Source organism: Nitrosomonas sp. Nm132 (genome assembly GCF_900100485.1).
Taxonomy (GTDB): domain Bacteria; phylum Pseudomonadota; class Gammaproteobacteria; order Burkholderiales; family Nitrosomonadaceae; genus Nitrosomonas.
In genome coordinates, this window is record NZ_FNDH01000004.1 from 139,010 (window position 1) to 155,868 (window position 16,859).

The 16,859-nt window shown below is 53.9% G+C and carries 12 protein-coding genes; 10 read left to right on the forward strand and 2 right to left on the reverse strand.

What is annotated here, in order from left to right; all coding sequences use genetic code 11:
• The first annotated feature begins 29 nt into the window (after window positions 1-29).
• The 5 genes from BLP80_RS03085 to BLP80_RS03105 all read left to right on the forward strand — a co-directional run bounded on the left by BLP80_RS03085 (window position 30) and on the right by BLP80_RS03105 (window position 7,992).
• The gene (locus BLP80_RS03085; protein ID WP_090540035.1) at window positions 30-3,023 is read left to right on the forward strand and encodes an alpha-mannosidase; all 2,994 of its coding nucleotides are present in this window, start codon (window positions 30-32) and stop codon (window positions 3,021-3,023) included.
• 168 nt (window positions 3,024-3,191) lie between these two features.
• The gene (locus BLP80_RS03090) at window positions 3,192-4,523 is read left to right on the forward strand and encodes a UDP-glucose dehydrogenase family protein (protein ID WP_090540037.1); all 1,332 of its coding nucleotides are present in this window, start codon (window positions 3,192-3,194) and stop codon (window positions 4,521-4,523) included.
• Between the two features lie 10 nt (window positions 4,524-4,533).
• The gene (locus BLP80_RS03095; RefSeq protein ID WP_090540039.1) at window positions 4,534-5,523 is read left to right on the forward strand and encodes an NAD-dependent epimerase/dehydratase family protein; all 990 of its coding nucleotides are present in this window, start codon (window positions 4,534-4,536) and stop codon (window positions 5,521-5,523) included.
• A 92-nt stretch (window positions 5,524-5,615) separates the two neighbouring features.
• Window positions 5,616-6,794 (forward strand): glycosyltransferase, encoded by a 1,179-nt coding sequence (locus tag BLP80_RS03100; protein WP_218120356.1) that lies wholly within the window; start codon window positions 5,616-5,618, stop codon window positions 6,792-6,794.
• Window position 6,795: 1 nt separating this feature from the next.
• Window positions 6,796-7,992, forward strand: a complete 1,197-nt coding sequence (locus tag BLP80_RS03105) for a glycosyltransferase (protein WP_218120357.1) — start codon at window positions 6,796-6,798, stop codon at window positions 7,990-7,992.
• Here the strand turns inward: BLP80_RS03105 and BLP80_RS03110 are convergent.
• Entirely contained in the window at window positions 7,944-9,659 is a 1,716-nt protein-coding gene (locus BLP80_RS03110; protein ID WP_090540043.1) for an ABC transporter ATP-binding protein, read from the reverse strand. The genes BLP80_RS03105 and BLP80_RS03110 overlap by 49 nt on opposite strands.
• Before the next feature lie 334 nt (window positions 9,660-9,993).
• On the opposite strand from BLP80_RS03110, the gene BLP80_RS03115 reads away from it, so the two are divergent.
• The 5 genes from BLP80_RS03115 to BLP80_RS03135 all read left to right on the forward strand — a co-directional run bounded on the left by BLP80_RS03115 (window position 9,994) and on the right by BLP80_RS03135 (window position 15,163).
• A complete protein-coding gene (locus tag BLP80_RS03115; protein ID WP_090540045.1) occupies window positions 9,994-10,788 on the forward strand; it encodes a nucleotidyltransferase family protein in 795 nt (264 codons plus the stop codon).
• A 116-nt stretch (window positions 10,789-10,904) separates the two neighbouring features.
• Window positions 10,905-12,833, forward strand: a complete 1,929-nt coding sequence (locus BLP80_RS03120; protein ID WP_090540047.1) for a S9 family peptidase — start codon at window positions 10,905-10,907, stop codon at window positions 12,831-12,833.
• Between the two features lie 251 nt (window positions 12,834-13,084).
• Window positions 13,085-13,639: a non-canonical purine NTP pyrophosphatase gene (locus BLP80_RS03125; protein ID WP_090540049.1), complete on the forward strand. Its 555-nt coding sequence runs from the start codon at window positions 13,085-13,087 to the stop codon at window positions 13,637-13,639.
• Window positions 13,639-14,427 carry an SIR2 family protein gene (locus tag BLP80_RS03130; protein ID WP_090540051.1) on the forward strand — a complete coding sequence of 263 codons (789 nt, stop codon included), beginning with the start codon at window positions 13,639-13,641 and terminating at the stop codon, window positions 14,425-14,427. The genes BLP80_RS03125 and BLP80_RS03130 overlap by 1 nt, the downstream gene beginning before the upstream one ends.
• Window positions 14,428-14,497: 70 nt before the next feature.
• Window positions 14,498-15,163 (forward strand): hypothetical protein, encoded by a 666-nt coding sequence (locus BLP80_RS03135; RefSeq protein WP_143002218.1) that lies wholly within the window; start codon window positions 14,498-14,500, stop codon window positions 15,161-15,163.
• Between the two features lie 505 nt (window positions 15,164-15,668).
• Here the strand turns inward: BLP80_RS03135 and BLP80_RS03145 are convergent.
• Window positions 15,669-15,992, reverse strand: coding sequence for a DUF4156 domain-containing protein (locus BLP80_RS03145; RefSeq protein WP_090540056.1), 324 nt, complete (start codon window positions 15,990-15,992; stop codon window positions 15,669-15,671).
• Window positions 15,993-16,859: the final 867 nt, after the last annotated feature.

Genomic DNA, 16,859 nt, shown 5'->3' on the forward strand with positions numbered 1-16,859 from the left:
GCGCACTTTAATTTCATATAGGGTCATACTTGATTAATGCGTTCCGCGAAGTCGCTGCAGAATCGCTTGCCGATCCCCCTTTCTCCCGTCATCATGGGACAAGCTCAAAGTTTGGTCAAACAAAAGGTAAGATTGCAATGAAAACGATTCATGTCATCTGCCATACCCACTGGGACCGCGAATGGTATCGCACCTTTCAGCAGTTCCGCCTCAGACTGGTTCACCTCGTGGACGGCTTGCTCGATATCCTTGCCAAAGATGGCAATTACAAATACTTCATGCTCGATGGGCAGACGATCGCGCTTGACGATTACCTGCTCATGCGACCCGAAGCGGAAGATACCCTGAAGGAGCATATCCGCAAGGGTCGTGTTTTGATCGGCCCCTGGCATATCCTGCCCGATATGTTTCTCGTGAGCCCCGAAGCGCATATTCGCAACCTGCTGGCAGGCGACCGCGAAGCGCGCAAGTTTGGCCAGAAAATGATGATCGGTTACATGCCGGATTCCTTCGGCCACATCGGGCAAATGCCGCAAATCCTGTGCGGATTCGGGATAAATAACGCCTGCCTGTGGCGCGGACTGGATGATCAGCCTGCCGAGTTCTGGTGGCAATCTCCGGATGGTTCGCGTGTGCTGATGATGTACCTTCGCGACTCTTACAGCAATGGCGCAAGCCTTAACGCGGATCATCCCATGCAGTTTACTGAGCAAATCAAACAGGCCGCAGATTCGCTTGCGCCGCACTCCGTTACCTCGCATTTGCTGGTTATGTATGGCACGGATCACATGGAACCACAGGGAGAAACAGCCCAAGCCATTCAAACTGCGAATGCACATCTCGAAGAATACGGCGTGATGCATTCAACTTTGCCTGCTTATTTCAAAGAAATTCAGACTGAAATCGCAGATCGGAAATCAGAAATCCCCGTCATCATCGGCGAATTACGCTCTTCCAAACGTTCCCCGCTATTGCCTGGCGTGTTGTCCACGCGGATGTGGATCAAGCAACGCAATCACGCCTGTGAGCATTTACTGGAGAAATGGGCCGAGCCATTGAGTTTGTTCGCTTCACTCATGACCATGGTTAGCAAACCCGCGCCCATTGTCCGTCAAGCATGGCAATTGCTGATGGCGTGTCATCCTCACGATTCGATTTGCGGCTGTTCCATTGACCAGGTGCACGAAGAGATGAAAGCGCGCTTCGATCAGGTGGAACAGATCGGTGAAGAGATCACACAACAGAGTCTCGAAGCGCTGGCATCTGTAATCAAAACCGACCATAGGTCATCATCCGTTAACCCTGATCTACCCTCCATCGTGGTCTTTAATCCGCTCTCTTTTTCCCGTACCGACGTCGTAAGTGTAAGCATTATCCTGCCAGCAAGCATCTCTGATTTCGAGATTGTTGACGAAGCGGGGAATATCGTGCCACACCAATCAGCCAGCGCAAACACTACTGATTTGATCAATGTTCGTGTGCCGCATGAGAAGTTCGGCAGCCTGCTTGGAATGGTGCACGAAGGACGCGTCGGTAATCTGGCCATACAGGATATCCACCTTGAGCGCGACGGTGCAACCGTGCGTATCGAAGCCATCTGTGCCGAAAGCGCGCTCCCTAAAGCAGAGGTCTGGAATAGCAGCGTGCAGGCGCTTCAGGAATACATTCATGATTCCAGCATCGAGACCTTCCACATCCATGCGCGTGCCGCCGGATCTGCAAATGTCACCTTTATCGCGAACGCTGTCCCTGCTTTGGGATGGAAGACTTTCTACCTTCGCGCAAAGGAGAGTATTCCCGCTGAAATCAAGGTTCCGCTTGTCATGCGTCTGCTTGCGCCGCTGGTTTCTTTACCTTTCGTGCAGAAACGCATAGCGCGCTATTCCAAGCCAAAATGCCGCCTGCCCTACGTGATCGAAAACGCCCTCTTTTCCGTTGAGTTGGAATTGAGCGACCGGACATTTACTGTTACTGACAAGGCAGCAGGAAAAATGTATCGCGGTTTGAACCGTTTTGTAGATGGCGGCGACTGCGGCGACGAATACAATTTCTCTCCGCCCGTGGTAGACGGTATACAGAATCTGCCTGTCTTGCGCGATGTCAGCATCGTACGTGGTTCTCTTCAACAGACCATGACGGTCTCTCTTGTGCTGAACATTCCCTCAGGTCTAAGCGCAGACAGGCAATCCCGCTCAAGCGAGAGGGTGGAGCTTCCCATTGCGACGACCCTCACGCTTACCACTGGCGTTCCACGTGTGGATATCCATACGAGGCTGGATAACCGTGCCAAGGATCACCGCTTGCGGGTTCATTTTCCTGCCTGCGCAGAAAACGCAGAAAATATTAAATTTGCCCAATATGATGGTCACTTTGAGATCGTCAAACGAAAAATAGGCATTCCTGTTCATGATTCAACGTGGGTGGAAGAGCCGCGCCCCGAAACACATCAACGCGCATTTACCTCTGTCGCTGATATGGTCATCGCCAACCGCGGCCTGCCCGAAGTGGAAGTGACATCACGCCATGAAATCGCTATTACCCTGCTGCGCTGCGTCGGCTGGCTGTCACGCGATGATTTTTCCACACGCATTGGACACGCTGGTCCCTTCCTTGAAACCCCCAAGGCACAAATGCTGGGTGAATGGGATTTCCATTATTCAATCATTTTGCATCAGAACCATTTTCAGCAGGCATGGAGTTTTGATACCCCATTACGCGCGGTCTCAACAGATGTCCACAGCGGGCCGCTTTCTTCCGCAGGTTCCTTTGTCGACATAGACCATCCCTCTTTTCTGATCAGCGCGGTAAAAGAGACGGATGACGGCCGCGGCTGGCTCGTGCGCGGATATAACCTTTGCGACGAAGATATTGAAGTTACCATCACGCCATGGCGCGAATTCAAAAAAGCTGAACGCGTGAATCTGGCTGAGCAAACAATCAGCCCACTCAAAACAGGGCAAAAAGGAGAGATCAAAATGGCTGTGCGCGGGCATGAAGTGGCGACGGTCATGTTTGTGAAATAGCAGGCTGGGTGAATCATTTAAAAGCGTTTTGGACAATATAGCCAGCTTTACGAATATTTCACTTGGTTGGGTATATTATTGAAGTCGGTTGCCATGCCAATTTGCTGATAATTGAATTCCCGCCCAATTCAGAAGGCGCCGGAATTGAATCCTTAAAAAGGAAAATGCATGAGAGTTACCGTCATAGGTGCAGGTTATGTCGGACTGGTTACTGGCGCTTGTTTCGCCGATGTGGGAAACGACGTGTTGTGTATCGATGTCGATTCCAAAAAAATCGAGTGTCTCCGGCGCGGTGAAATTTTCCTACGCGAACCGGGGCTTGACGCCATCGTCGCGCGCAATAGCACTGCGGGGCGCCTGCAATTTTCAATGAGCTATGACGAGGCAGCGGCCCATGCGTCGCTCATCTTCATCGCCGTGGGTACACCCTCCAGTGAAGACGGATCGGCTGATTTGTCGGGTGTACTGTCCTGTGCGCGCACCCTGGGTCAAAAAATCGAGCGAGACACGCTGGTGGTCGTCAAGTCTACCGTGCCCGTGGGTACCAATGACCAGGTGCTGGCCGCCTTGCAAAAGGAACTCGAGTTGCGTGGTTCAAACGCCAAGGTGAGTACCGCCTCAAATCCTGAATTCCTTAAAGAAGGCGCTGCCGTCGACGATTTCATGCGCCCCGACCGTATCGTGGTGGGCGTCAAGGATGCAACATCCGCTGAAACGCTGAGTGCGCTCTACACCCCTTTCAACCGTAACCGCGACCGGCTGCTGGTGATGGACGTGCGTTCGGCCGAGTTCACCAAATACGCGGCTAACGCCATGCTGGCTCTGCGCATTTCATTCATGAACGAGATGGCCAATATGGCCGACCGGCTGGGGGTGGATATCGAAGAAGTGCGCTATGGTATAGGCGCCGATCCACGCATTGGCCCGCACTTTCTGTACGCCGGCGTGGGTTTTGGCGGTTCGTGCTTTCCCAAAGATCTGCGCGCGCTGGCGCGCATCGCTGATGACATCGCAGAGCCTGCTCTCTTGCTGCGCGCAGCGATTAAAGTCAACGAACGGCAGCGCGGCATGCTGTTTGAAAAAATCAAAACATTTTTTGGTGGCGATGTGCAAGGGAAAACCATTGCGCTGTGGGGCTTGGCTTTCAAAGCCAATACGGACGACATGCGCGAAGCCCCCAGCCTCGCGCTGATCGATCGACTCACCCGATCTGGCGCGCGCGTGCGCGCCTACGATCCAGCCGCTACCGACAACGCCCGCCGGATATTCAAGACCACTCAGGACATAGCATTCACCGCTTCAGCGCGCGAAGCCTGTCATGGCGCCGACGTGCTTGCTGTCATCACGGAATGGCTGGAATTCCGCAGTCCCGACTTTGAATGGCTTGCCGCCACGCTGAAAAGCAAAGCCCTGTTTGACGGTCGCAACCTTTACAATCCCGCTTTCGTGCGTGCGAGCGGGTTGCAATATTTCGGTATGGGGCGGGGACGCCGTCCCTAGTCACGGCATCATGTCCGCCCCCGTCATCGTCACCGGCGCCGCAGGTTTTATTGGCATGCACCTGGCTCAGGCGCTGCTGGGGCGCGGCGAGCAGGTCGTGGGGCTGGACAACCTCAACGATTACTACGATCCCGCGCTTAAACAAGCGCGGCTCGCGCAGTTACAGGGCCATCCAGGCTTTGCGTTTGAGCGTGTGGACATTACCGATCGAGAGGCATTCCCTGCGTTGCTCGCACGGCTGCGCCCCGCACGCATCGTTCATCTGGCGGCGCAAGTAGGCGTGCGCTGTTCGATGACACATCCGCACGCTTACATCGATGCTAACTTGAGCGGTTTTCTCAACGTGCTGGAAGGGGCACGCTATCTGCAGCGCGAAGGGGCGTTCACGCATTTGGTGTATGCTTCGAGCTCCAGCGTGTATGGGGCCAACAGTAAGACGCCGTTCTCGGTCGAAGACCGTGTGGACGCGCCTGTGAGCCTGTATGCGGCTTCTAAGCGCGCCAACGAATTGATGGCGCTGGTTTACGCACGTCAGTTTGGCGTGGCGGCGACGGGTTTGCGTTTTTTTACGGTGTATGGCCCGTGGGGACGGCCCGACATGGCAGCCTTCAAACTCACGCGTGCGATCCTGGCGGGTGAGCCGATTGATGTTTACAACCACGGTCAGTTGCAGCGCGATTTTACTTACATCGATGATGCTGTGGCCGGCATGCTGGCCGTGCTGGATCGCCCTGCAGCGGCGGTGGAGGGTGTTCCCCATGCGCTCTACAACATCGGCAACCACCAGCCCGAGCCCCTTCTGCGCTTTATCGAAGTACTGGCCCAGACGCTGGGCCGCGCCCCAAGAATGAATCTGTTGCCGATGCAACCGGGCGATGTGCTGACTACTTACGTCGACACTACGCCACTGCAGCGCGATTTCGGCTGGCGTGCAACGACAACGATTGATCAAGGGTTACCCCGTTTCGTGGCCTGGTACCGGAGACACTATGGGATTTGATTTCCAGGAATCGCCCAGCGATAGCTTCAAGCCCATGCGCTGCTTCGCCACATACGTTCAACGCGCCAGCACCGGGGAGATAAGGGGGACTCATGGTCATGGGCACAGGTGAATCTCTGCACGTCGCGGTATTTTTATCCGGCCTGGCTGGCGGTGGCGCGCAACGGCGCAGCTTGCTGCTTGCGCGGGGCTTCGTGGAACGCGGCTGCGCGGTCGACCTCATCGTCGTGCATGCTGAAGGCCCGTTCCGTACTGCGGTCGCACCCGGCATACGATTGCTCGCGCTCGAACCCTGTGCCTCCCGCTTGCCGGTAATCCGGCGCATCAAGGGACTGTGGGTGATAAGTAGTTTGTTTGCCCTGGCCCGATATCTTGCGACGACACGTCCTGACGTCCTGCTCGCTACGTCGATTCCCGCTAACCTGGCGGCGCTGTGGGGGCGTACGCTGTCGCGCACCCACACGCCCACCGTGATCACCGCCAATCTTAACCTCACGAAGGCGACCGTAAAGTGGGGCGCGCTCGTCGCGAAACTGCTGCGCTGGCTGATCGCGCGTGCCTATGGCGGGGCGCAGGCAGTCATCGCCATCTCACGGGGCGTGGCCGATGACCTCATAACGGTGACCGGCATTCCCGGGAAACGCGTATTCTCCATCTATAATCCGCTCGATCTCGAGCGAGTGACTCGCCAGTCGCGTGAGACGGTCGAGCACCCATGGCTGGCCGTTGGCGCGCCTCCCGTCGTGCTCGCGGTCGGCAAGCTCAAACGGCAGAAGGACTATCCTACGCTCGTGCGGGCCTTCGCGCGCGTGCGTGCGCATCGCGAGGTGCGCCTGGTGATCCTGGGCGAAGGCGAAGAGCGTGCGCGCCTCGAGCGGCTCATTAAAAATCTGGGTGTCGAAGCCGATGCCTACCTGCCCGGTTTTGTCGAGAATCCCTTCGCGTGGATGGCGCGGGTGTCGGTCTTCGTATTGGCATCGGCCTGGGAGGGACTAAGCAACGTGCTGCTCGAGGCGCTTGCCTGCGGCTGCACGGTCGTGAGCACGGACTGCCCGAGCGGTCCGCGCGAAATTCTCGCCGACGGCGCATTCGGGCATCTGGTTCCGGTAGGAGACGACGCGGCGCTGGCCGCTGCGATCGCAGCGGCATTATCAGCACCTGCGCAGCGTGAGCGATCCGTCGCACGCGCAGCGGAGTTCGGCTTCGATGCCGCCGTAGAACGCTATCTCGCAGTTCTCCGCCGCGTCAGTGCGCTCAGGCAGGGAGACTGAGGTGAGGATCGCCCTGTTCATCTACTCTCTGCGCGGTGGCGGCGCACAACATCGCGCCCTCACGCTCGCCAACGGCTTCGCCGCAAGGGGGCATGCGGTGGATCTCGTGGTTGTCTCCACCAACGGGAGTGCCGGGGTTACTTTGCACTCCGGCGTGCGCGTGATTACGCTCGAGCAAGGCTGGCATCACCTGTTCGAGCGGCTCAATCGCCGTATCAACCTGCGTGGACTGCTCACCGCCAGCGCCATTCCGGCGTTGGCGCACTATCTCCGGAACGAGCAGCCGGATGTGCTGCTGTCGGGAGCGAGTCATGTCAATCTGGTCGCCCTCTTTGCACGCCGTTTCTCCAAGACGAACGTGCCCCTTGTTCTGCGCGCGAGCAATTATCCCTCGGCTAACCTCCATGAATGGCCCTTGTTCCAGCAAGCGATCCGTCGGTTACTGCGGTACACGCTGGGTGTCGTTTATCCGTGGGCAGACCACATTATCGCGGTATCCAAAGGCGTCGCGCGCGACGTGCAGCGTCTTACCGGCCTGCCTGACGAGCGCGTGACCACGATCTACAACCCCGTGGTTGGCCCTTATATTGCACGCCTTGCCGCGCAGCCGGTTGATCATGCGTGGGCCGCCGATGCTCACGTGCCGCTTATCCTTGCTGTGGGGCGTCTGACCGTACAGAAAGACTACCCGACGCTGATCCGTGCCTTTGCGCGGATCCACGCAGGACGTGCAGCGCATCTGGTGATCCTCGGAGAAGGACGTCAACGCGGCAAGCTCGAGAAACTCGTGCGCGAGCTCGGCCTCGATGCTGATGTCGCTTTTCTGGGTCATACCGACAATCCGTTCGCGTGGATGTCGAAGGCAACGATGCTCGTTTTGTCCTCGGCGTGGGAGGGATTGCCTGGCGTACTGATCGAGGCGCTAGCATGCGGTTGTCCGGTGGTGTCGACAGACTGTCCGAGCGGACCGCGCGAGATTCTCGAAGATGGCGTGATCGGCCCCTTGGTACCGGTTCATGACGACCACGTGCTGGCCTCAGCGATTCTCACGGTTCTCGCAGCGCCACCGGATCGTACGAAGCTTCTGCGCCGGGCTGAGTATTTCCGCATCGATCCCGGCGTCGATGCGTACCTGCGTGTGCTCGCAGCTCAAGTCGCGGCTCGTAGCGCTTCGCCGGGGCGGAGCACCACGGCATGACCGTGCTCAAGCTGGTAGGCGTGGTCAGCCAGGGCGAGCGGGGTGTGCTGGTGCGACACCGCGAGAATTGTCACCGGGCCGCGCAGGCCCGCCACCATCTGCCATATCGCTTTCTCGCTGGCGGTATCCAGCATCGAAGTTGGCTCGTCGAGAATAAGGAGCTGTGGACGACGCACCAGCGCGCGTGCGATCGCGATGCGCTGGCGCTCGCCCCCCGAGAATTTGGCGCCAAGCTCACCGACGCTGCTGTCGATGCCTTGCGGCAGGCATTCGATGAATGGCCACGCGCCGCAGCGCTGCAACGCTTCTTCGATGTCCGCGCGACGGATTTCGGGATCACCGAGCGATACGTTCAACGCGATGCTCTCATTGAACAACACCGTTTCCTGCGGGACATAACCGATCATGCGCCGCCATGCGGTTGCATCCAGCTCGCTGAGTGGCACGTCGTCCACAGAGATCTCGCCTGACTGCGGGTTGGCCAGGCGGGCGAGCAGGTCGATGATCGTGGTCTTGCCGGAGCCGGATGGGCCGACGAGCACGGTGAGTTTGCCGGCCGGAATGTTAAGGGATACGCCATCGAGGACCTTGTGCGTGTCGTGAGCGAAGAGCACATCGTGCAATACTATGCCACGTGAAAGGTGCGGCGTCTTGTTGCCCGTGATCATCTCGCGCTCGGCCTCGGCCGCTTCGACGGTTGAGAGCAGTGACCAGTATGCGCTCTCTTTCTCGGCCATGTCCTGGTACTGCCGCTGCGCTTTGTTGAGGCTCGTCAGCATGCGAATGAACACCAGCGCGAGCATGAACACCAGCGAAATGTCGAGGCCGAGCACGACGATGCATACATACACACTGACAGCGACGTAGGACATGAGCGCCATATCCTGGAGCGCTGCGACAGCTTCTTTGGTGATCACCTGACGGCGCAGGGCGGCATTCAGCTGTTCGGTTTCGCTTATGAGCATCGGTGCGACGATCGGTTCGCGTCCCATGACCTTGACGAACTTGACGCCGCGAAAGACGTCGATGAGACGGGTGATGACATCCTTCTGTAGTGCCGTTTGCTGGGCGCCTGCAGCCCGTGTTATGCGGACGAGGTGACTGAGGATCAAGACGGTGATGATGCCGAGCGAAATCGCCACCGCAGTCGCTGACGAGGAAGTCATGGCAGCGACAATCGCGTAGGCAGCGACGATGATCAGTTGCGATACCATCGTGACGCCCGCCAAATAGGCTTGCGATGCGCGCGCGGCCTCTGCAGCGAAGGCGTTGGCAAGCGCCCCGACGGGCTGACTCGTGAAGTACGCCCAGCGCGTGCTGAGCAGGGAGCGCAGCAAACGCAGGCGAAGGTCGGTAGCAACTTGTGCGACGGTGTAGCCGACCTGGCGGTTGGCGACGAGCAACAGCGCTGACTTAATCAGCAACGCTGCGAGAATGACCAGCAGCAGAACGGGTGTGGACGGATGGAGCCCTGCATACGACAACAAGGGTCCCATTATCTGGCCGAGCGCTGAGTGTTCGGTGGCCGGCTGGTTACTGGCGAGGCTCAGCAGCGGAAGCAGCGTGGAAAACCCAAAACCTTCCACCGCTGCAGCCAGGACCAATGCTGCGAGCACCAGCGCGCTGCGCCACGGATCGCTACGGGAAAAGATGAGCAGCAGTTTCATGCATGCAGCCGATTAGATGGCCTTCGGCTCTGTATCTTTCCGTACATGCGAGCAGTCCAGCGAAAGGAGCTGTTATACTCGGTCGCAAGCGCGATCCTGCAGTCGTGCCATTTCAGGGTGGTATGTGCTTCAGGGTGCCGTTCCATGTAGACCCCGCTGTGTAACAGTTGATAACATGGCTTCAAGCATATACTCTACCTTAATTATCGGGTAGGTCCTTATAAAAACTTGTTGCCATGAAACACTTGATGAAATATTCAGCTTCTTAAATGGCAGCATGGAATAGGAGCGATGCCGGCTTTATGAAAAAACACTTCATTACTGGGGGGAGAGCGTGAATCAAGAGACATCCTATGCTGCTGTAGTGCTCGCTGCAGATCGCACAACAAACGATGCGGTTGCCAGCAAAGCAGGCGTTACCTGTAAAGCATTTGCCCCTGTTGGCGGCACGCCGATGATTATTCGTGTGCTGGATGCATTGGCAGCGACGCATATGAGTCAACCGACCCTATTATGCGGCCCGCCTAAAGCGCTTCTGCCTCAATGCCCGGAGCTCGTCAGGCGTATCGAAAGCGGACAGGTCGCCTGGATCGCCAATGAGCCGTCGCCTAGCCGCAGTGCTGAAAAAGGTCTGGCGAGAGTGGATGAGCAGACCCGCGTTTTGCTGACCACAGCCGACCACGCGTTACTCACGCCAGAAATTGTGCGGTATTTTCTGCGCGCATCGAGTGCGGCTGATTGCGATGTGACGGTGGGTGTGATCGATCATGAAATTATCAAAGCCGCTTTCCCCAATCGCAAGAAAACAGTCATACGCTTACGCGATGGGGATTTTTGTGGTTGTAACCTGTATACCTTTAATCATCAAGGCCGCGAGCTGATTTCATTTTGGCGAAGGGCTGAAGATCAACGCAAGCAGCCTTGGCGACTGATTGCCCGGGTCCTTGGCTGGCGAGCCGTATTGAGTTACCTGTTTGGGTATTTAACGCTGACGCAAGCGCTGAAAAATATTTCGGCAAGAACCGGGGTGAGGATACAAGCGATCAGGCTCCCCTTTGCAGAAGCGGGTATTGATGTCGATAAGGCCGATGATTTACTGCTGGTGGAATCCCATTTAAATAAACAATGAAGCATCCTGCCCCTCAGGACGCCCAAAGAATAAAAAATAATTTAGGGTAGCGCCCCCTTTCTCGGACAGCCACCCCATAAACGTAACGATGCACACTTGAGCGAGAGGAAACAACAATGGCATCTCAGATGGCTACTTATGGTTCCTGGAAATCCCCTATCACAGCGGATGATGTGTTTGCCAAATCTGTTGGCCTTAGAGGCATCCAACTGGATGGAGATAGGCTGTATTGGAGCGAATCTCGCCCAGACGGGCGCACTGTGATAGTCTGCCGCTCATCCGATCAGCAGGCAATGGATCTAACGCCTGCTGGCTACAATGTGCGTACTCGAGTACATGAGTACGGTGGGGGTGACTACCTCGCTGCGGGTGGGGGGATCTATTTTTCCAACTTCGCGGATCAACAGATGTATCGGCAAGTGCCGGGCGCCGAACCAGAGCTGTTTACCCGCCTGCCAGGCATGCGCTACGCCGATGCGATCCTGGATGAGGCTCATGGCAGGATCATCGTGGTGCGCGAAGATCATACCACCGGTGCTTCCCAGCCGGTCAATGCACTGGTGAGTATCCGCACAACAGGTAACGACGAAGGGCAGCTTCTGGTTTCTGGCAATGACTTTTACGCCACGCCGCGCCTCAATCCGGAAGGCACCCGGCTAGCCTGGCTGGCATGGAACCACCCCAACATGCCATGGGATGGCACTGAGCTGTGGGTCGCGGAATGGCTGGCGGATGGTTCACTGGGTCGGCGCACTTTGGTGGCCGGGGGAAAAGCCGAATCGATATTCCAGCCGCAGTGGTCGCCCGATGGCATGCTGTATTTTATCTCGGACCGAACAGGTTGGTGGAATCTCTATCGCTGGCAAGAACAGAACGGATCTGTGGAAGCGCTGTGTCCGATGGAGGCTGAATTTGGTGAGCCGCAGTGGAAATTCGGGATGTCTACCTTTGGGTTTGCATCAGCCGACAAGTTAATCTGCGCGTATTCCCAAAAGGGCTATTACCATCTGGCCTCCCTCGATACGCGCACCCTGAATTTTCAGCCGTTTGATCTTCCCTGCACCGTCATCAGCAATGTACGCGTCGTACCCGGACAGGTCTTTTTCATCGCCGGCTCTGCAACTGAACCTGTCGCTTTGGTACAGTTTGATTTGGTGACCGAACAAATCAAGGTTGTGCGGCGTGTGCAGGAGATCACGCTCGATCCTAGCTATTGCTCGATTGCTCAGCCCCTTGAGTTTCCGACAGATGAGGGCTTTACCGCGCATGGATTCTTCTATCCACCAAAAAATCGAGACTTTATCGGCATGCCGGAGGAGCTGCCACCGCTATTGGTCATGAGTCATGGCGGACCAACGGGCGTTACTCTACCGGTTTTTCGTTACAGCATTCAGTATTGGACGACGCGCGGCTTTGCCGTACTGGACGTGAATTATGCAGGCAGCACCGGCTATGGCCGCGCCTATCGTGAGCGACTCAAAGGTCAATGGGGCATCGCAGATGTCGCTGATTGTGTCAACGGCGCGCGCCATCTGGTGAGCCAAGGGGTAGTGGATGGCAGCCGGCTGGCCATCACCGGCGGCAGTGCGGGCGGCTATGCGACCCTATGCGCGCTCACCTTCTTTAAACTGTTCAGGGCGGGAGCCAGTTACTATGGGGTCAGCGATCTGGAGGCGCTGGCGCGAGACACGCACAAGTTCGAGTCGCGCTACCTGGATGGTCTGGTTGGCGCTTATCCAGAACGGCGCGACCTTTACCTCGCCCGCTCGCCCATTCATCACATCGAGCAACTCGCTTGCCCGCTGATCCTCATCCAGGGGCTCGATGATCCCATTGTGCCGCCCAATCAATCACAGATGATGTTTGACGCCCTGCGCACCCGCGGATTGCCGGTGGCTTATGTCACCTTTGCAGGAGAACAGCATGGTTTCGTCAAAGCAGAGAACAACAAGCGTGCGCTCGAGGCAGAGTTCTATTTCTACTCGCGCATCTTCAAGTTTGAACTGGCCGAAGAGATGGCGCCTGTGCCGATTGAGAACCTGTGATGCCGGCTGGCAGAATAAAGGAATGATGAATCTGACTTTGTCTTATTCCTGATGCTAATGACGTGATTGATTCAACATATTTGTGGATATAGCAGGGTTTGTTATGATGGCAACCAAATCAATCTAATTTCATAAAACTTATGGAGATATCGTGATCTTTACCGTAATAGATTTCGTTTCTGACGTGATAGATTGCGTCATTTCAGACGTCTAATTCTAGTTAGCTGTCAAATCGCACATCGAGCGAGATAATGGAAATAAGATTTGTCACGAAGAATCCCCACAAAGCCAGAGAAGTTGAGGCAATTCTCGGTGACATAGGCGTTTCAATAGTGGATGTTTCTTTAAAGATTCATGAGATTCAAACCGAAGACATCCAGGACATTGTCAGGGATAAGGTTTTGAAGGCTTTTAACATGATTGGGAGACCTGTTTTTATCGAGCACACAGGGCTTTATATTAGTAGCTTGCAAGGGTTTCCTGGCGGACTAACGCAGGTTTTCTGGGATAAATTGAAAGCGGATAACTTTTCAAAACTGCTTGGCAGTCTTGACGATACTGAATTAACAGCAAAAACGGTTATTGCTTTTTGTGATTCAAAGAAAATTCATGTCTTTGAAGGTGAAGTAGAAGGGAATATCGCCGCCGAACCGAGAGGGAATAGAGATTTCCAATGGGATTGTGTGTTTATCCCAAAAGGGTATGACAAAACTTTCGCTGAACTGGGTGAAAAGAAAAACGAAATATCCATGAGGAAAATTGCTTTTGATAGGTTTCGAGACTTCTTGTTGAGGGAGGTCTTGTAATGAATGAGCTAATTACTTCCTATCGAGAAAGAAACGTAATCTTATTCGTTGGTGCTGGGGTATCCAAAAACCTTGGGCTCCCAACTTGGTCAGAGTTAATTGATCATATTGCGAAAGAACTCGGATACGACCCCGAAATATATAAGTCATTTGGGGAAAGCTTAGCTTTGGCGGAATACTACCGAGTTAAAAAAGGTAGTATCGGTCCACTCAGAAGTTGGATGGATACAAATTGGCACTCAGATAAGGTTAACTTGGCTAGCTCGGAAATCCACAAGTTGATTGCTAACTCAAAGTTTCCGATTATCTACACAACTAACTATGATCGGTGGATTGAAAAATCGTTTGAACTATATAAAAAGCGATTTACAAAAATAGCAGGTGTATCTGATATTCCTTTAATAAAGGATGGTGTTACGCAGATTATAAAATTTCATGGTGACTTCGATAACGACGATACGATTGTCTTGGATGAATCTAGCTATTACGAAAGGCTTGAATTTGAAACTCCTTTGGACATAAAGCTTAGGTCTGATGTTCTTGGTAAATCAGTTTTATTTGTTGGTTACAGCTTAGCCGACGTAAATCTGAGATTTTTATTCTATAAATTAGCCAAACTGTGGAAAACTAATAATGGCGGTGGCGTCCAGCCTCGATCGTATGTTTTCACCCATAGGCCAAATCCAATACAAGAGGCAATACTGGATCAGTGGGGTATTAATATGATTGCTTCAAAAGAAGATGACCCTCAGAAAGCGTTACAAGAATTTCTGGAGAAATTTCGGTGATAAGACAGCTAACAAACGCGTCAAATAGGACACTCGCAAGCTCGCGCCTTTTACGCGGGCGTTGGACGTCATGAAGCCTACCGTGTCCGACACCTTCGCTCCCACAATGAATATCGCTGATCTGTGGCGGTCCTCTGAATCCGAAGCGTGGGAGCGTTCGCTTGAGCGCTACTGGCAATTTGTTCAGCCGCGAAATGTTGAACTTGAGCGAGCGCTTGATGCGCTGGATGTGAATAGGCTTTGTAGCCTCACGCCTCAGGGTTGGTACAATTTTCTTCACGACGAGTACTTCCGCTGGAAATACACCGCTCCTAATCGGTACGCAACTACCACCATTCAGCTTAGGAAGTACCTCGACGGTGGCGAAATCAATGAACTGGAAAGTTTGCGGCAACAGTTGCTGAGCCTCGATCGCAATGACATTCGGAGAGGGATAACAACAGCGAAGAAAATTCGCGGCTTGGGAACGGCCGGCGCATCTGGCTTACTTTCACTGATGTACCCCGAGCACTTCGCAACGGTCGATCAGTTTGTTGTGAAGGCGCTTCGGTTGGTTCCTGGCCTCCCCGAAGCAGCGGTTCTTGCCAGGATGAATCCGGAAAATTTGAGCATCTCCGATGGCGTCCTACTGGTCGGCATCCTCACTCGAAAGGCGAACGAAAACAACCAATCATTTGGTACTTCTGCATGGACGCCGAGAAGGATCGATATGGTGCTCTGGACCTATGGGCGATGAAATGACGGCATGCCGCCCAACCCATCATTCGAGCGGACCTGCGCGAAAGGCCGCGCAGGCCGCTCAATTCAAACGTTAGAACACCTAAGTCGTTGCTCTTGAACGAAAATATTTTTCTACCAGTCATAATGTTATAAGATATTGAGTTATTGCTCAGAAACAGGTTTCTATATCCTATTCATCGGACAGAATAAGGAACAGACCACGGTTTTCGGTTATGTGAGAAACAGATGACTGGATTCTGGTTCTACAACCTTGCGTGGCCGTCCAGACTTGCCGGGCGCTGCCCGTCGCCTCAAGGCCGCCGATACGTGCGCTGCGAAACGTTCATTACCCAGCGTGTTGTGCCATTCGCCGCTCGCCGGATTTCATCTGCCAGAGACCTGGCTCCAATTCATAACGGAACAGCTTGCGGCAAGCCCTTTGTCTGCCAGTAAAACCATGGTCTGTCCCCTATTATTCTTATTGTTACCGCCACACATTATCGATATTAATGTGTCAATCATTACGTTCTAGCTGGAAAACATTGGTAGACATTGAAGCTGCGTCTTCCCTCATTAATCCCTGAAACAGGAACAATCGTATCGCCGTTAATCAAAGCCGCTTCATTACGCGCAAGATCCGCAAGTTCACCTGCAACTTTTTCTGGATCACGGTTAAGAACTATTTTACTGACTACTTTAGTTTCAACTCTTCCTAGTTTTTTGCATGGCTCGACTGCTCTGGCTGATTGCACCAAACGCACGCCTTCACCTTTCGAAGTAACCTTAACCCATGTACAGGAAGATAGTATTAAACAACTACAAACAGCAAAAAGGATTTTTCTCATTACATAATCTCGGTCATTGGTAAAAAATTTTATTTAATAGTTTATTTGTTTTAATCCAGGAAAGTGTGCACTGTGATCTTTTTCCATGAAAGGAATCAAAGCCGCTCTATTTGCTGGTCTTGATAGAATCTAAATATGCCCAGCTACTATTGGGAAATTGCCTCTACCCTTCATTCTTACGATTGCCCCAGGCGGCCCAGGTTACACCGCCAGGCCGAAGCAAAACAGGTAGCGTGAATTTGCGTGGTAGAGGGAAGCAGACTTTGTGTTCCTGGTGCTGAATGCTGCCACACAAGAATTATAGCTGACAGATGAGACTTTTATGATCACATGCCATAACAGAATAGAGGACAGACTACGGTTTCCAGTTATGTGAGAAACAGATGACTGGATTCTGGTTCTACAACCTTGCGCGGCCGTCCAGACTTGCCGAGTGCTGCCCGTTGCCCCAAGACCGCCGATACCTGCGCCGCGAAGCGTTCATTGCCCAGCGCGTTGTGCCATGCGTTGCCCGCCGGATTTCATCCACTAGCCCCGATTCCAGTTCATAACGGACAGCTTACGGTAAGTCCTCTGCCTGTCAGTAAAACAGTGGTCTGTCCCTGAGGTATCCCCACAAAATATCATTAAAAAACAATATTGTTGGATGGAATTCAGATAAAAATAAGATCAAGCCGGTCTGAGCATAAAATTTCTTTCTAAAATAATAACCTGGAAGGATAAATTTATGTCGATTATTGATCTGCTGCATAACTTATTGAAACGTGGATTCACAGTGGATCGTCGTCATTTATGTGTGTCCATGATTTGAATTCCAGATCAATCGTTAGCGATCATTCCGATTTTGAAAAAATTGGGGTGAAACAT

What these genes read in the sequence shown, in the direction of transcription:
- BLP80_RS03135 (WP_143002218.1), top strand. Translation starts at nt 14,498, where the DNA reads ATGAAGCCTACCGTGTCCGACACCTTCGCTCCCACAATGAATATCGCT.
- BLP80_RS03145 (WP_090540056.1), bottom strand. Translation starts at nt 15,992, where the DNA reads ATGAGAAAAATCCTTTTTGCTGTTTGTAGTTGTTTAATACTATCTTCC.
- BLP80_RS03095 (WP_090540039.1), top strand. Translation starts at nt 4,534, where the DNA reads ATGTCCGCCCCCGTCATCGTCACCGGCGCCGCAGGTTTTATTGGCATG.
- BLP80_RS03110 (WP_090540043.1), bottom strand. Translation starts at nt 9,659, where the DNA reads ATGAAACTGCTGCTCATCTTTTCCCGTAGCGATCCGTGGCGCAGCGCG.
- BLP80_RS03125 (WP_090540049.1), top strand. Translation starts at nt 13,085, where the DNA reads ATGGAAATAAGATTTGTCACGAAGAATCCCCACAAAGCCAGAGAAGTT.
- BLP80_RS03130 (WP_090540051.1), top strand. Translation starts at nt 13,639, where the DNA reads ATGAATGAGCTAATTACTTCCTATCGAGAAAGAAACGTAATCTTATTC.
- BLP80_RS03100 (WP_218120356.1), top strand. Translation starts at nt 5,616, where the DNA reads ATGGTCATGGGCACAGGTGAATCTCTGCACGTCGCGGTATTTTTATCC.
- BLP80_RS03120 (WP_090540047.1), top strand. Translation starts at nt 10,905, where the DNA reads ATGGCATCTCAGATGGCTACTTATGGTTCCTGGAAATCCCCTATCACA.
- BLP80_RS03090 (WP_090540037.1), top strand. Translation starts at nt 3,192, where the DNA reads ATGAGAGTTACCGTCATAGGTGCAGGTTATGTCGGACTGGTTACTGGC.